This is a genomic window from Kitasatospora xanthocidica (assembly GCF_014656195.1).
GTDB lineage: Bacteria > Actinomycetota > Actinomycetes > Streptomycetales > Streptomycetaceae > Kitasatospora > Kitasatospora xanthocidica.
In genome coordinates, this window is the sequence record NZ_BNBY01000036.1 from 1 (window position 1) to 15,878 (window position 15,878).

Sequence of the window (15,878 nt, forward strand, 5' to 3'; positions counted from 1 at the left end):
GGCGCGCCCCTTCGGCTCGGGGCGGTTTCCCCGTCCCGTGCGTGACGTGGCACGGGGCGGGGGCTCGCCCGCTCGCCTCCGGGGCGCCCGGGTCAGCGGCCGGCGGCGGCCTTCAGGATGGAGGCCACCGCGGGGCCGGCCGCGTCGACGCCGTGGCCGCCGCCCTGGACCTCGGCGGCGACCGCGATGTTGCCGCGGTAGGCGGTGAACCAGCTGTTGGTGGTGGAGGCGCCCTGGACCTCGGCGGAGCCGGTCTTGGCGCCCGCGTTGTCGGTGATCCCGGCCATCACCTGGCTGGCCGTGCCGCTGACGGCGGTGGCGTTCATCATCGTGCGCAGCTTGCCGGCGACGTCCGGCGAGATCTGCCGGGCGGCCGCCTGCTGGGGCAGACCGGCCACCAGGACGGGCTGCTTGAACGCCCCGCTCTGGACGGTGGCGGTGATCGAGGCGATGGCCAGCGGGTTCATCTGGACCTTGCCCTGGCCGATGTAGTTCATGGCCTGCTCGTCCTTGCTGCCCGGCGTCGCCGGGATCTTGCCGTCGGCGTTCGGCAGGCCGGTCTTCCACTCCAGGCCGATGCCGAACACGTCCTTGGCGGTGGAGGACAGCGTCTCCGGCTTGAGGCTGGTCAGGCCCTGGTTGATGAAGGCCGTGTTGCAGGACACCATGAAGTCCTGCTGGAGGGTGTTGTTCGGGAAGGCGCCCGGGAAGTCGTTCGGGATCGCGACCGCGTTGCTGCTCTTCTCCGGGCAGGCCACCACGGAGTCCGGGTTGATCCCGTTCTCCAGCAGCGCCGCGGAGGTGACGATCTTCATCGTCGAGCCCGGTGCGAGCAGCCCGGTGAAGGCCCGGTTCTGGCCGTTGGCCGGAGAGTTGGCGAAGGCCAGCACCTGGCCGGTGCTCGGCTCGATCGCCACGACGGAGCCGGGCTTGCCGCCCAGGTCGGTCATCGCCTTCTCGGCGGCGGCCTGGACGGTGTTGTCGATGGTCACCTTGAACGGCTTGCCGGGCTTCGGCTCGACGATGGTGAACAGCTTGTCGGCGGCGGCCTTGCCGGCCGGGTCGTTGATCACCACGGCCTTGCCCGAGTCCTGGTCCTTGGCCGGGTCCGGCGGGAGCAGCTTCTGGGCGTTGTCCTGCAGGGTGTTCATCAGGGCCGCGGTGAGCGAGGCGCCCTGCAGCGGCTTGCCGTTGCGGTCCACCACGGTGGACGGCGGGGCGAAGACCTGCTGGGTGGCGATGGTCTCGTTGCCGGACAGGTGGGGGTGGATCACCGTCGGCGCCCAGTGCACGGCCGGGGTGTCGTCGCTCATCTTCACCACGCCCAGGAAGCCCTGGTAGTCCCAGGCCCGGTTGGTGCCCTCGAACTCGGCGCGCGCCTTGAAACTCATCAGCGTGCCGGTGGGCCCGGGGGTGGCGGTGGGGGACGGCGAGTCGGTGGCGCCCGGGGTGCCCGCCGACGGCGTCGCGGAGGCCCCGGCGCCGGGCTTGGCCGGGCTGGGGGTGCCGGTGGCGGAGGAGAAGACCTGCTGGGTGGTCGGACCGGTCGGGGTGAGCGTCAGCGCGCTCGGCTTCACCTGGTCCCGGAAGGCGGTCAGCGCGGTGGTGGCCGCGGCCGGGTCGTCGGTCAGCGAGGCCGCCTTGGCGATGTCGCCGGACGCCCAGGCCGCCAGGAAGTCCTTCGCGCCGGCCGTGGCCTGCTCGGCCGACGGCGGCTCGGCGACGACCGTACGGGCCTTCTTGCCGCCGGAGTCGGAGTCCGAGCCGTTCATCAGGCTGTACGCGCCGTAGCCGCCGCCCGCGAGGACGGCGATGGACACGCCGGTGATGATGCCGATCTTCGCGCCACTGCGCATGGTGCAGGTCCCCCAGGGGTCTCGCGGCCGGGCGCAACCGGCGGGGCCGGAAACGCGGTACGACCCCACCCTAGGCAGGCGGAATCGGTGCGCCGACGAAAGGCCCGCCACTTGTGACGGATCTGGTACGTGTCGTGCACCGCATACGGACGAAACGGGGGGACTCGGTGTGGGCCGGAGCCGGGGGTGGCCGTCGGATCGGTCAGATCCAGCTGTTGAACCACATCCGGCGGCGCCAGTCGTCCAGCGGGATGGTCTGGCCGGTGAAGAGCGGGTAGAAGAACAGGAAGTTCCAGACGATCAGCAGCACCAGCAGGCCGGCCGTCGCGGAGCCGATGATCCGGCGGTCCCGGGAGGCGCCGGGCGGGCCGATCAGGGCGCCGACCAGCATCGTCACCGCGAGCACCAGGAACGGGACGAAGACCACCGCGTAGAAGAGGAAGATCGTCCGCTGCTGGTAGGCGAACCACGGCAGGTAGCCGGCGGCCAGGCCGCAGAGCAGCGCGCCGGCCCGCCAGTCCCGCCGGAACGCCCAGCGCCACAGGCAGTAGACCAGGGCGACCAGGGCCGTCCACCACAGCAGCGGGGTGCCGATGCCCAGCACCTCGCGGGCGCAGTCGGCGGCCGTGCAGCCGTCCTGGCCCAGCTTGGGGGACTCGTAGAAGAAGGAGACCGGCCGGCCCAGCACCAGCCAGGACCACGGGTTGGACTGGTAGGTGTGCGGGTCGCTCAGGTGGGTGTGGAACTCGTAGACCGTCGAGTGGTAGTGCCACAGGGCGCGCAGGCCCTCCGGTATCCACGGGAAGTCGGTGGAGCGGCCCACCGCCCAGTCCCGGCCCCAGCCGCCCCGCCCCGGGGCGTTGCTGCTGGCGAACCAGCCCCACCAGGACCCGACGTAGACCACGATCGGGACCACGACGACCGACAGGAAGCCCGGCAGCACGTCCCGGGCGAGCACCGCCGTGAACGGGCGCGGGGCGCCGGCCAGACGGCGGGCGCCGACGTCCCAGAGGACCGTCATCAGGCCGAACGCCGCCATCACGTACAGGCCGCTCCACTTGGTGGCGCAGGTCAGGCCGATGCAGACGCCGGCCGCGATCCGGTACGGGCGCCAGCCCAGGTTCACCCGCTGGGCGAGCCCCGGGTCCTCGACCCCGCCGAGCCTCACGGCCAGCAGCCCCCGGGTGCGGTCGCGGTCCAGCAGCAGGAAGCCGAAGGCGGCGACGATCCAGAACATCACCACGAGGTCGAGCAGGGCGGCCCGGCTGAGCACCAGGTGCAGGCCGTCCACCGAGAGCAGCAGGCCGGCCACGCAGCCCAGCAGGGTCGAGCGGAACATCCGGCGGGCGATCCGGGCCAGCATCAGCACCGACAGGGTGCCGAGCAGCGCCACCGCGAAGCGCCAGCCGAAGGGGTTCATGCCGAACAGCTGCTCGCCGAAGCCGATGATCCACTTGCCCACCGGCGGATGGACCACGTACGAGGCCGTCTCCCGGTACGGGACGGACGCGCCCGGCGTCATGATCGTCTTGTTGGCGTCCTCCGGCCAGCTGATCTCGTAGCCGCCGTGCCAGAGCGCGTAGGCGTCCTTGGCGTAGTACGTCTCGTCGAAGATGATCGCGTTCGGCCGGCCGAGGTCGGTGAACCGCAGGAGCCCGGCGAACACCGCCACCGCGACCGGGCCCAGCCAGCCGGCCCAGCGGCACAGGAAGTACCAGAGGCCCTGCGGCAGCGAGATGCCCAGGCCCAGCAGCAGCGGCGACTGCGGCACGTCCCGCCGGGTCACCCGCGGGCCGTCCGGCATCGGCGGCACCAGGCGCTCGGCCAGGGGGACGGTCGGGCGCGGCCGGTAGCCGTGGCCGGCCAGGCGTTCGCGCCAGGTGGGGGCCGCGGGCGCGGTGGGCGCAGTGGGCGCCGCGGGGGTGGTCAGGGCGGCTGGGGCGGCGGATTCCGGTGGACGGGGGGACGGCAGGTCGACGCCCCGCGCGGAGTGGTCCGTACCAGTGGGCGTCTGGGCCGCCGTGTCGCCGTTCATCCGCCACATCGTAGGGGCGCTCTTCGTACGCGTGTCCGCTCCCTCGGAAGCTGACCGAATCGTCACCAAAAGCTCCGGGCGGCCGCAGCTGGAAGGATGGGGTCCGTGACAGGAGTACTCGTTCTCGCAGGCACCCCCATCGGCGACGTCTCGGACGCCCCGCCCCGACTCGTCCACGAACTGGCCACGGCGGACGTGATCGCGGCCGAGGACACCCGCCGGCTGCGCCGGCTCACCCAGGCGCTCGGGGTGACCCCGGCCGGCCGGGTCGTCTCGTACTTCGAGGGCAACGAGGTCGGCCGCACCCCCGAACTCGTCGAAGCGCTGCTCGGCGGCGCCCGGGTGCTGCTGGTCACCGACGCCGGCATGCCCTCGGTCTCCGACCCCGGCTACCGGCTGGTCGCCGCGGCCGTCGAGGCCGACCTCAAGGTCACCGCGGTGCCCGGGCCGTCCGCGGTGCTCACCGCGCTCGCGCTGTCCGGCCTGCCCGTCGACCGCTTCACCTTCGAGGGCTTCCTGCCGCGCAAGGCCGGCGACCGGGCCCGGCAGCTCGCCTCGATCGCCGCCGAACCGCGCACCATGGTCTTCTTCGAGGCGCCGCACCGGATCGCCGAGGCCCTGGCCGCGATGGCCGAGGCCTTCGGGCCCGAGCGCCCGGCCGCCGTCTGCCGCGAGCTCACCAAGACCTACGAGGAGGTCAAGCGCGGGCCGATCGGCGAACTCGCCGCCTGGGCCGCCGACGGCGTCAAGGGCGAGATCACCGTCGTGGTCGCGGGCGCCCCGCCGGCCGCGCCCCAGGAACTGACCCCGGCCGAGCTGGCCCGGCTGGTGGCCGTGCGCGAGGAAGCCGGGGAGCGGCGCAAGGAGGCCATCGCGGCCGTCGCGGCCGAGCTCTCGCTGCCCAAGCGGGAGGTCTTCGACGCGGTCGTCGCGGCCAAGAAGGAAGCCCTCGACGGCGGCCCGGGAAAGGGGTGAATTCCCGGGGCTTGCGTTGCGGCCGGGGCGTCGTACCTTTGAGGGAAGGCCCTGGTAAACACCCGCTGAGCTGAAGTTTCGGTCGCGGTTTCCGGCTCCAGGGAGGCCCTTCGTATAGGGCTTCCCAATCCGCATCCAAGTCTTCACAAGTGGGGCGTCGGCCAGGGCGGTCCGGGCATTTCCTGGAGTGGAAAGACCCAGCCGGGCGAGCGCCCGGCGGGCGCTGGGAGACGGCATGAGCGAGCGCAGCGAGCGACCCGACAAGAGGTGCGCGTTCCGCGAAGCGGCCGCCGAGCGGAGCGAGGTGGGCGCATGAGCGACACGATCGGTAGCCCCGGCAGTGGAAGCGCACTGAGCACCGCGGGCCTGGAAGGCCGCGGGCACACTCCCGTCGAGACCGTACGGGAGGCCTACTCCTTCGCGTGCCTGCGCTGCGGGTACGGCTGGGAGCAGGCGTACGACATCGAGCACCACGTGGCCAAGGACGGGCACGTCGTCTTCGAGTACCACGCCAACGGTGTCCGGGTGCCGTCCCCGCTGCTCAAGCCGACCTGCCCCGGGTGCGGTGGCCACACCGTCCGGATCATGCGCGAGGGCCGGGTGGCCTCCGCCGACCAGCCCTGGCAGCACGCCCCCGGCTACCCGGCGCACGCCGAACCGGCCGGGCCGCCCCCGGTGCCCGGGCCCGCCAAGCCGCGCGGACGCTGGGCCCGGTTCTGGTCGCGGCTGCTGGGCTGACACCGCGGGACACGGGAGGGACCGCCCCCGACCGGGAAGGAACTCGGTCGAGGGCGGCCCGCGTGCCCGACTAAGCTTTCCGACCATGGCGGCCACTGCAGACCACAGCACCACCGGGGCGAGCGCCCCGGCGTACTACGTTTCCACCCCGATCTACTACGTCAACGATCGCCCCCACCTGGGCCACGCGTACACCACCGTGGCGGGCGACGTCCTCACCCGCTGGCACCGCCAGCGCGGCGAGAAGGTGTGGTACCTGACCGGCACCGACGAGCACGGTCAGAAGATCATGCGGACCGCCGAGGCGAACGGCGTCAGCCCGCAGGAGTGGTGCGACAAGCTGGTCGAGGAGGCCTGGAAGCCGCTCTGGGAGCACCTGGAGATCGCCAACGACGACTTCATCCGCACCACCCAGCAGCGCCACACCGACCGCGTGCAGGAGTTCGTCCAGGACCTGTACGACAAGGGCGAGATCTACAAGGGCGGCTACTCCGGCCCGTACTGCGTCGGCTGCGAGGAGTTCAAGCTCCCGGCCGAGCTGCTCGACGGCGCCACCGCGGACGAGAAGCTCTGCTCCGTCCACAAGAAGCCGGTCGAGTGGCTGGAGGAGGAGAACTACTTCTTCCGCCTCTCCGCCTACGGCCCGAAGCTGCTCGAGTTCTACGCCGCGAACCCGGACTTCATCCAGCCGGCCACGGCCCGCAACGAGGTGCTGCGCTTCGTCGAGCAGGACCTGAAGGACCTCTCGATCTCCCGCTCCACCTTCAACTGGGGCGTGCCGCTGCCCTGGGACGAGAAGCACGTCCTCTACGTGTGGGTCGACGCGCTGCAGAACTACATCACCGCGGCCGGCTACGGCAGCGACCCGGAGCGCTTCGCCGAGCTGTGGCCGGCCTCCGTCCACCTGGTCGGCAAGGACATCCTGCGGTTCCACGCCGTCATCTGGCCCGCCATGCTGATGGCCGCCGGACTGCCGCTGCCCAAGCGCGTCGTGGCCAACGGCTGGCTGATGGTCGGCGGCGAGAAGATGTCCAAGTCCAACCTGACCGGCATCGCGCCCACCGACCTGACCTCGCACTTCGGCGTGGACGCGTACCGCTACTACTTCCTGCGGGCGATCCCGTTCGGCACGGACGGCTCGTTCTCCTGGGAGGACTTCACCGCCCGCTACACCTCCGAGCTCGCCAACGACTTCGGCAACCTGGCCTCCCGGGTCGCCGCGATGGTCGGCAAGTACTTCGACGGGGTGCTGCCGGCCTCCGCCGCCGACGGCGAGGCCGAACTGGCCGTGCAGGGCGGGCTCGCCAAGGCCGTCGAGACCGCCGACCGCAAGATCGGCGAGGAGCTGGACTTCGCCGGCGGCCTCGCGGCGATCTTCGAGTTCGTCAAGCAGGTCAACGGCTACATCACCGAGCAGGAACCCTGGAAGGTCGCCAAGGACGACTCCGAGGAGGGCCGGGCCCGCCTCGCGACCATCCTCTACACCGCCGCCGAGTCGCTGCGCGCCACCGCCGTCCTGCTCAACCCGGTGATGCCGTCCACCGCCGAGAAGCTGTGGACCTCGCTGGGCGCCGAGGCGGCCGGGCTGGGCGCGCTCTCCGCCCAGACCGTCGCCACCGTGGCCGACTGGGGCCGGCTGCCCGCCGGTGCCACCGTCACCAAGGGCGAGATCCTCTTCCCGCGCCTCGAAGAGAAGCCGGCCGCCTGACCATGGCCGCCAAGGACGTCGACCGGTCGACCCCGCCGCCGCTGCCGGAACCCCTGGCCGTGGCGGTGGCCGACTCGCACACCCACCTCGACATGCAGTCCGGCACCCCGGCCGAAGGCCTGGCCCGGGCCGCCTCGGTCGGGGTCACCACGGTGGTCCAGGTGGGCTGCGACGTCCCCGGCTCGCGCTGGGCCGCCGAACTGGCGGCCCAGTACGAGCAGGTCCACGCGGCCGTCGCCCTCCACCCGAACGAGGCGCCGCGGATCTTCCTCGGCGACGCGGACGGCTGGTCCGGCCAGCAGCGCGAGGCCGGCGGCGCCGCCGCCCTGGACGAGGCGCTCGCCGAGATCGACCGGCTCGCCGCCCTCCCGCAGGTGCGGGCCGTCGGCGAGACCGGCCTGGACTACTTCCGCACCGGACCGGAGGGCGTGGAGATCCAGAAGGAGTCGTTCCGCCGCCACATCGAGATGGCCAAGCGGCACGACAAGGCCCTGGTCATCCACGACCGGGACGCCCACGAGGACGTCATCGCCGTCCTGCTCGCGGAGGGCGCCCCGGAGCGGACCGTCTTCCACTGCTACTCCGGCGACGCCGAGATGGCCAAGACCTGCGCCGAGCACGGCTGGTACCTGTCCTTCGCCGGCCCGGTCACCTTCAAGGCCAACCAGCCGCTGCGGGACGCGCTGCTCGCCACCCCGCTCGACCGGATCCTGGTCGAGACCGACGCCCCCTTCCTCACCCCGCACCCCTACCGCGGCCGGCCCAACGCCCCGTACCTGATCCCGGTCACGGTCCGCTCGATGGCCGCCACGCTGGGACTCCACGAGGACGAGCTGTCGACGGCCATCGCGGCGAACACGGCGCGGGCCTTCGGGTACTGAGCCGGTCGAACGGATTTCGGGTTTCGAAGGAACGATTCGGCACTCCCGGCTTCTTCCTGGGCTGGTTAGCATGAGTGCAGTGAGGGAGGTGGCAATGACCGCCGAGCCGATCAGCGAACCCGTGGACGATCGCGTCGAATGGTTCCTTCCGCCAGCCCAGGGCTGGACGTACGAGCAGGCTCAGGATTTCGACCTGCCGTTCGAGTGGGATCTGGTGGACGGAGTCATTGTGGTCCGGGGGCAGACGAACTTCTGGCATGACCTGGTGCGCTCAGGGCTGGAGCGAGGGCTGTTCGCTGCGCGCGTCGAGCCCTATGCGGTCCTGCCGGAGCGGTGCATGCTGCTGGACGAGAGCAACACGGCCAAGCCCGATGTGGTGGTGTTCGACAAGACCGGTCTCGACGTTTTCGAGCTGGACTGTCTGCCGGTCGAGTCCGTGGTTCTGGCCGTCGAGGTCGTGTCGCCCGGGACCCGGGCCAGGGACCGCTTCGGCAAGCCCGGGCAGTTCGCCGAGAAGGGCATCCCCCACTACTGGCGGGTCGAGCGCGGCATCGACGACCTGCCGATCGTCCACGAGTTCCACCGGGACGACGAGAAGGGCGTCTACCTGCCCGTCGCGCAGCACGAGGGCGTGCTCCGCACCTCGCTCCCGTACCCCGTGGAGATCGACCTCGCGGCGCTGGTCGAACTCTGAGCCCCTCCCGCGCCCGTATCCTTGGCGCGTGAGCAGCACCGACCCCACCCCTGACAGCCACCTGCTGGGCGCCGCCGACATCCGGGAACTGGCGGCCGCGTTCGGCGTGAAGCCGACCAAGCAGCGCGGGCAGAACTTCGTCATCGACGGCAACACCGTGCGGCGGATCGTCCGGGCGGGTGGGGTGACGGCCGAGGACGCGGTGGTGGAGGTCGGCCCGGGCCTCGGCTCGCTGACGCTCGCCCTGCTGGAGGTGGCGCGGCACGTCACGGCGGTCGAGATCGACCCGGTGCTGGCGCAGCACCTGCCCGCCACCGTCGCGGCCCGGATGCCCGGCAAGACGGACTCCTTCGACCTGGTGTTCAGCGACGCCATGGAGGTCACCGAGCTGCCCGGGCCGGCGCCCACCGCGCTCGTCGCCAACCTCCCGTACAACGTGGCCGTGCCCGTCCTGCTGCACATGCTGGCGCACTTCCCCAGCATCGAGCGGACCCTCGTGATGGTGCAGAGCGAGGTCGCCGACCGGCTCGCCGCCAAGCCCGGCAACAAGGTGTACGGCGTCCCCTCCGTCAAGGCCAACTGGTACGCCGACGTGAAGCGGGCCGGCGCCATCGGGCGGAACGTGTTCTGGCCCGCGCCCAACGTCGACTCCGGCCTGGTCTCGCTGATCCGCCGCGAACCGCCGAAGACCACCGCCAGCCGCGAGGAGGTGTTCGCGGTCGTCGACGCCGCGTTCGCCCAGCGGCGCAAGACCCTGCGCGCCGCCCTGGCCGGCTGGGCCGGTTCCGCCGCCGCCGCCGAGCAGGCGCTCGCGGCCGCCGGGATCGACCACAAGCTGCGCGGCGAGATGCTGACGGTGGAGCAGTTCGCCGCGATCGCCGAGCACAAGCCTGTCGAGCCTGTCGCGTCTGCCGAGTCTGTTGCGTCCGTCGAGGCCGTCGAGGCCGTCGAGGCCGCCGAGTCCGCCGAGTCCGCCGAGGGCAGCGAGTGATCACCGTACGGGTGCCCGCCAAGGTCAACGTCCAGCTGGGGGTCGGCGGCCTGCGCGCCGACGGCTTCCACGACCTGGCCAACGTGTTCTTCGCCGTCGCCCTCGGCGACGAGGTCACCGCCACCCCCGGCGAGGGCGTCACCCTGACCTGCTCGGGGCCGGACGCCGCCGTCGTCCCGCTCGACGACAGCAACCTCGCCGCCCGCGCCGCCCGGCTCCTCGCCGCCCACCACGGCATCGCCGACCCGGGCGTGCACCTGCACATCGACAAGGCCATCCCGGTCGCCGGCGGCATGGCCGGCGGCAGCGCCGACGGCGCCGCCGCCCTGCTCGCCTGCGACGCGCTGTGGCAGCTGGACACCCCGACCGAGACGCTGCTGGAACTGGCCGCGGAGCTCGGCTCGGACGTGCCGTTCGCCCTGTACGGCGGCGTCGCGCTGGGCCGCGGCCGCGGCGAGATCCTGGAGCCGCTCGCCGTCGAGGGCACCTTCCACTGGGTCTTCGCGGTCGCCGACGGCGGCCTCTCCACCCCCGCCGTCTTCCGCGAGTGCGACCGGCTGCGCGAGGAGGCCGGCACCGGCTCCAGCGACACCGACGTCCCCACCCCCGACGCCGACCCGGCCCTGCTCGCCGCCCTCGCCGGTGGCGACCCCGTCGCGCTCGCCACCGCCCTCGCCAACGACCTCCAGCCCGCCGCCCTCTCGCTGCGCCCCTCGCTCGCCGACACCCTGCGGGCCGGCACCGAGGCGGGCGCGCTCGGGGCGCTGGTCTCCGGCTCGGGGCCGACCTGCGCCTTCCTCGCCAAGGACGCCGACGCGGCCGCCGCCGTCGCCCGGGCCCTCCGGGCCTCCGGCACCTGCCGGACGGCGCACGCCACGTACGGGCCGGTCCCGGGGGCGGCGGTCGTCGGGTAGGGCCCGTGGTCGTCGGGTAGGGCCGCGGCCGTGGCGTAGGGCGGCGGGCGTCGCGCAGGGCCCCGGTCCCGGTGCGGGGCCGCGCTGCCGTCCGTTGTCGGAGCCGTGCGGCGAGGCCGTCGGAGCAGCGCGGCGAGGCCGTCGCCGCTGGCCCATTAGGCTGGGGAGATCGGGGTCTGCCCGAGCAGGGGCGGTGGACCGCCCCGCGACCGCCGAATCCAGGAGCGCAATACACGTGGCCGTCAACCTCGCCACCATCGAGTCCGTCACGAAGGTCTACGGCACCCGCGCCCTGCTGGACGGGGTCAGCCTGGGCGTCAGCGAGGGCGACCGGATCGGCGTCGTCGGCCGCAACGGCGACGGCAAGACCACCCTGATCCGGATGCTCGCCAAGCTGGAGGAGCCCGACGGCGGGCGGATCACCCACTCCGGCGGACTGCAGATGGCCGTCCTCACCCAGCACGACTCGCTCGACCCGAAGGCCACCATCCGGCACGAGGTGATCGCCGACCGGGCCGACCACGAGTGGCTCGGCGACGCCCGGATCCGCGACATCATCGAAGGCCTCTTCGGCGGCCTCGACCTGCCCGGCTTCGCCGACGGCCTGGACACCGTCATCGGCCCGCTCTCCGGTGGCGAGCGCCGCCGGATCGCCCTCGCCAAGCTGCTGCTCGGCTCGCCCGACCTGGTCGTCCTCGACGAGCCCACCAACCACCTCGACGTCGAGGGCATCAACTGGCTCGCCGAACACCTGCAGAAGCGCCGCTCCGCGCTCGTCTGCGTCACCCACGACCGCTGGTTCCTCGACCAGGTCTGCACCCGGATGTGGGACGTCCAGCACGGCGAGGTGCACGAGTACGAGGGCGGCTACTCCGACTACGTCTTCGCCCGCGCCGAACGCTCCCGGATCGAAGCCGTCGAGGAGCAGAAGCGCCAGAACATGGCCCGCAAGGAGCTCGCCTGGCTGCGCCGCGGCGCCCCCGCCCGCACCTCCAAGCCGCGCTACCGCATCGAGGCCGCCAACGCGCTGATCGCCGACGTCCCGGACCCGCGCGACAAGTCCGAGCTGATGAAGTTCGCCAACGCGCGGCTCGGCAAGACCGTCTTCGACCTGGAGGGCGTGACCGTCAAGGCCGGCCCGAAGCTGCTGCTGGAGAACCTCACCTGGCAGCTCGGCCCCGGCGACCGGATCGGCCTGCTGGGCGTCAACGGCGCCGGCAAGACCTCGCTGCTGCGCGCCATGCGCGACGCCTGGGCCTCCGAGGGCGACGTCCAGCCCACGTCCGGCGTCATCAAGGTCGGCAAGACCGTGCGGCTCGCCTACCTGTCGCAGGAGGTCGCCGAACTGGAGCCGACCACCCGGGTGCTCCAGGCCGTCGAGCAGGTCCGCTCCCGCGTCGACCTCGGCAAGGGCCGGGAGATGAGCGCCGGCCAGCTGTGCGAGCAGTTCGGCTTCGGCAAGGACAAGCAGTGGACCCCGGTCGGTGACCTGTCCGGTGGCGAGCGCCGCCGCCTCCAGCTGCTCCGGCTGCTGATGGACGAGCCCAACGTGCTCTTCCTCGACGAGCCCACCAACGACCTCGACATCGAGACGCTCAACCAGCTGGAGGACCTGCTCGACGGCTGGCCCGGCTCGATGGTCGTCATCAGCCACGACCGCTTCTTCATCGAGCGGACGACCGACGTCGTCCACGCGCTGCTCGGCGACAAGAAGCTGCGGATGCTGCCCAACGGCGTGGACGAGTACCTGGAGCGGCGCGCCCGGATGGCCGCCGAGGCCGCCGCCGTCGCCGCCCCGGCCGCCGCCCCCGCCGCGGCCGGCTCCGACACCGGACTGTCCGGTGGCGACCTGCGGGCGGCCAAGAAGGAGATGCAGAAGCTGGAGCGGCAGATCGCCAAGCTGGACGAGAAGGAGTCCAAGCTGCACGCCCAACTCGCCGAGCACGCCAACGACTTCTCCAAGGTCGCCGACCTGGACGCGAAGCTGCGCGCCGTCCGGGAGGAGAAGGAGGAGCTGGAGATGAGCTGGCTGGAGCTGGCCGAGCAGGTCTGAGCCCGCCCGGGCCCCCGGCTTCTCCCTGGCTTCTCTCCTAGCTTCTCCGCCTGGCTAGCCGCCCGCGAGGAGCGTTTCGAGCTCGTCCGCCGCACGGCCCAGCGCACTGCGCGCCGGGTCGTGCGGCCCGGTCGGACGATCCGCCGCGGTCGTCGGCGGACGGTGCGCCCGGGCGGCCGCCGTCAACTCGTCCAGCGCCCGGCGCACCCGGTCCACCTCGGCCGGATCCGGCACCCGGCCGCCGAACCGGATCTGCGCCGCGAACGCCGCCACCGCACCACCCAGCCGTTCCAGCGCCGCCGTCGCCGGCAGCCACCGCTCCGCCAGCCGGCCCGTCGGCGGCGGCTCGGCCAGCCCCTGCCGCACCTCCTGGCGGGCATCCGCCAGCGCCCGGTACGCCGTACGACGCAGCCACACCTCGGCCCGGTCGGCCCGCCCCGCCGTCACCGCGTCCAGGTAGGCCCGCAACGCCGACGCCGCGTCCACCAGCCGGGGCTCGATCCGGTGCCGCGGACGCTCCGGCCACAGCAGACAGCCGAAGAGCAGCACGACCGCGCTCGCCAGCACCGAATCCAGCACCCGCGGCCAGAACTCCGCCGCACCGCTCTGACCGCCGAGCTGCAGCAGGACCAGCGCCATCGGCGTCATCACCACCGTGTTCAGCCCGTAGTGCGCCGCCGTCGCGTACGGCAACGACGCCACGCAGAGCGCGGCCATCACCGTCAACGCCCACCGGTCCGTGGTCAGCAGCAACAACGCCGCCGTGACCGCCACCCCGAGCACCGTGCCCACCGAACGGCTCACCGCGCGCAGGAACACCGAACCGAGATCCGGCTTGAGCACGAACGCGATCGTCATCGGCACCCAGTAGCTCCTGCTCAGCGGATAGTTGGCGGTCACCGCCGCACCCACCGCGATGCACAACGCCACCCGCAGCCCGTACCGCACCGAAGGCCGCGACCACAGCCGCGCCCGCAGCCGCCACGGATCCGGCGGCGGAACCGGCGCCGTCCCCAGCCGCACCGCACGGCCGGCCACGGTGTCCGCGGCCGCGCGCAACGCCACGTCCAGAGCCTGCCGGGACGGCGTGTCCGGCCGCCAGTCCGGGACCCCGACCTCCCCACCGCCCCGCCGCACCGCCGCCGCCAGCCGTACCGGCACCTCCGCCACCTCCGGCGGCACGGCCCGCCGGGCCCACAACAGACCGGTCGCCGCCTCCGTGGCCGCCAACGCGGCCTCGAACCCGGTGGAAGCCGCCGTACCCCGGCCCGGCAGCAGGTCCTGGAGCTGGTTCAGGCGGGCCGTCAGCACCTGGCGCGAATCCGCCGCCCGCGCCGTCCCCAGATCGGCGAGCGTACGGCCCAAGGCCTCGAACACCGCCGCCAGCGCCCGGTTGCGCGGATCCGCGGCCGGCCGGCCCGACACCCCCGCCGGCAACCCCAGCAGCACCACGAACCCGGCACCCGCCACCACCATCGGCGCCGCCGCCCACCACGGCCGCGGCAACGGCATCCCGCTCCCCAGCGCGGCCGACACCAACAACAGCATCCCCGCCGCCGAACCACGCGGACCCGTCGCACTCAGGGCACCCGACACGAACGCCGTCACCGTCAGCGCCGCACCCAGCCCGAAGCCGTCCACATCCGCGTGCTGGAGAGCCGAACCGACCAGCATGCCGAGCGCCGAGGCGAACACCGCCGAGCCGATCCGCGCCACCCGCAACCGCCCCGGCTCGACCCGGTCGTTCATCGTCGCGTGCATCGCCCCCAGCCCGGCGAACACCCCCAGGTCCACCCGGCCCGCCACCAGCCCCACCGCCAGCGGCACCACCATCCCCACCGCCGCCCGCACCATCAACGCCAGCGGCAACGGCGGCCGCGCCGGCCGCGCGGCACGGGCCCACCACGAGGTGGCCTTCGGGTGACTCATGCGGACACGTCCGTTCTGCGGCCGTGGGTCGCTGCTGTGCGACGCTGCGCGGCAGATGGGGCGTACCGGGACAGTCTACCCAGCGGCCCGAACCCGCGCTTGTACGTGTCAAGTTCGTACCGATCGCGTACGGGCGCGCCAAGGTCCCTGCCCGCCCGACAGAGGCGGTGGCTACCATGACGGAGGCGAAGACCACCCCGGCGCGGGCGGTCCGCCGACCAGGACGGTACGACCGAGAAGTTGACGGTGCGTTGCGGCACGGAGCCACCCCGGACACCGGGTGAGCCACCGACCGTACGGGGGAGAGGTGAACTGCTGTGGCAGAAAAGGGTGCATCGGGTTCGGGGACACCGACTCCTTCAGCGAGTCCGTCTCCTAGTCCTAGTCCTAGTCCCAGTCCGTCTCCGAGCCCTACGGCGAGTCCCTCGCCCAGCCCGTCGCCGAGCCCGTCGCCCGGCCCGGCGTCGACACCCGCGCCCAGCTCGTCGCCGAGCCCGTCGTCGAACCCTTCGTCGAGCCCCCAGCCGAGCACCTCGGGCACCGACCCGAACACCCCGGCCGGTCCGGACGACACGCCGTTCATGCTCGGTGACCCGTTCGGCCCGTTCGGCTTCGGGATCAACCGGATCGTCAGCACCGTGCAGACGAACTTCAGCGCCAACGACCTGGTCTCCGCCTTCGGCAAGCAGGACGTCAAGGTGGAGCTGCAGACGCTCACCGCCTTCGCCTCGAAGATCGAGGCGCTGCTCGCCGCGATGGAGGGCTCTGCGGCCGCGCCGTACAAGCTCGAAGAGCAAAAGGTGGAGACCTCGCACTTCGCCAGCGCGAAGTTCGACGAGGCGACGGCCCTGACGACCGCCTACGGCAAGGTCCACACCCAGCTCGTCAAGTTCCACAAGGACTTCGTCAAGCAGATCCAGGCGATGCAGACGGCAGTCGCGAAGACGCAGGGCAACTACACGACGAACGAGGACAACACGACCGCCGACCAGAACGCGGTCGCGAAGAACGCGGGTGTCACCTCACCGACGGCGGGATCGAGCGGGTCGGCACCGAGGTCCAACGCGGGCCTCTGACCGGGGCACGCAGGGCCACACACGGGGA

12 protein-coding genes are annotated in these 15,878 nt (G+C 72.6%); 9 read left to right on the forward strand and 3 right to left on the reverse strand.

The window, feature by feature from the left end:
- Positions 1 to 92: 92 nt before the first annotated feature.
- Both IE332_RS35770 and IE332_RS35775 read right to left on the reverse strand, forming a co-directional pair.
- Complete coding sequence (locus IE332_RS35770) at positions 93 to 1,856, reverse strand: penicillin-binding transpeptidase domain-containing protein (protein ID WP_189924913.1); 1,764 nt, start codon at positions 1,854 to 1,856, stop codon at positions 93 to 95.
- A gap of 202 nt (positions 1,857 to 2,058) precedes the next feature.
- Complete coding sequence (locus IE332_RS35775; protein ID WP_189924919.1) at positions 2,059 to 3,891, reverse strand: dolichyl-phosphate-mannose--protein mannosyltransferase; 1,833 nt, start codon at positions 3,889 to 3,891, stop codon at positions 2,059 to 2,061.
- 105 nt (positions 3,892 to 3,996) lie between these two features.
- Between IE332_RS35775 and rsmI the strand changes: the two genes are divergently transcribed.
- From rsmI to IE332_RS35815, 8 genes are all read left to right on the forward strand, one after another.
- On the forward strand, positions 3,997 to 4,866 hold the full coding sequence (gene rsmI, locus IE332_RS35780) for a 16S rRNA (cytidine(1402)-2'-O)-methyltransferase (RefSeq protein WP_189924921.1): 870 nt from the start codon (positions 3,997 to 3,999) through the stop codon (positions 4,864 to 4,866).
- A 312-nt stretch (positions 4,867 to 5,178) separates the two neighbouring features.
- Positions 5,179 to 5,604: a hypothetical protein gene (locus IE332_RS35785; protein WP_189924923.1), complete on the forward strand. Its 426-nt coding sequence runs from the start codon at positions 5,179 to 5,181 to the stop codon at positions 5,602 to 5,604.
- A gap of 85 nt (positions 5,605 to 5,689) precedes the next feature.
- Complete coding sequence (gene metG, locus IE332_RS35790; RefSeq protein WP_189924925.1) at positions 5,690 to 7,312, forward strand: methionine--tRNA ligase; 1,623 nt, start codon at positions 5,690 to 5,692, stop codon at positions 7,310 to 7,312.
- 2 nt (positions 7,313 to 7,314) lie between these two features.
- On the forward strand, positions 7,315 to 8,193 hold the full coding sequence (locus tag IE332_RS35795) for a TatD family hydrolase (protein ID WP_189924927.1): 879 nt from the start codon (positions 7,315 to 7,317) through the stop codon (positions 8,191 to 8,193).
- A gap of 94 nt (positions 8,194 to 8,287) precedes the next feature.
- Positions 8,288 to 8,887, forward strand: a complete 600-nt coding sequence (locus tag IE332_RS35800; protein ID WP_189924929.1) for a Uma2 family endonuclease — start codon at positions 8,288 to 8,290, stop codon at positions 8,885 to 8,887.
- Positions 8,888 to 8,915: 28 nt separating this feature from the next.
- Positions 8,916 to 9,878, forward strand: a complete 963-nt coding sequence (gene rsmA / locus IE332_RS35805; RefSeq protein WP_189924932.1) for a 16S rRNA (adenine(1518)-N(6)/adenine(1519)-N(6))-dimethyltransferase RsmA — start codon at positions 8,916 to 8,918, stop codon at positions 9,876 to 9,878.
- Positions 9,875 to 10,792 carry a 4-(cytidine 5'-diphospho)-2-C-methyl-D-erythritol kinase gene (locus IE332_RS35810; protein WP_189924934.1) on the forward strand — a complete coding sequence of 306 codons (918 nt, stop codon included), beginning with the start codon at positions 9,875 to 9,877 and terminating at the stop codon, positions 10,790 to 10,792. Before rsmA ends, IE332_RS35810 begins: the two co-directional genes overlap by 4 nt.
- A gap of 235 nt (positions 10,793 to 11,027) precedes the next feature.
- Complete coding sequence (locus tag IE332_RS35815; protein WP_189924936.1) at positions 11,028 to 12,845, forward strand: ABC-F family ATP-binding cassette domain-containing protein; 1,818 nt, start codon at positions 11,028 to 11,030, stop codon at positions 12,843 to 12,845.
- Positions 12,846 to 12,899: 54 nt separating this feature from the next.
- Here the strand turns inward: IE332_RS35815 and IE332_RS35820 are convergent, their stop codons facing one another.
- Positions 12,900 to 14,774, reverse strand: a complete 1,875-nt coding sequence (locus tag IE332_RS35820) for an FUSC family protein (protein WP_189924938.1) — start codon at positions 14,772 to 14,774, stop codon at positions 12,900 to 12,902.
- A gap of 581 nt (positions 14,775 to 15,355) precedes the next feature.
- On the opposite strand from IE332_RS35820, the gene IE332_RS35825 reads away from it, so the two are divergent.
- Positions 15,356 to 15,850, forward strand: a complete 495-nt coding sequence (locus IE332_RS35825) for a DUF2563 family protein (RefSeq protein WP_189924940.1) — start codon at positions 15,356 to 15,358, stop codon at positions 15,848 to 15,850.
- Positions 15,851 to 15,878: the final 28 nt, after the last annotated feature.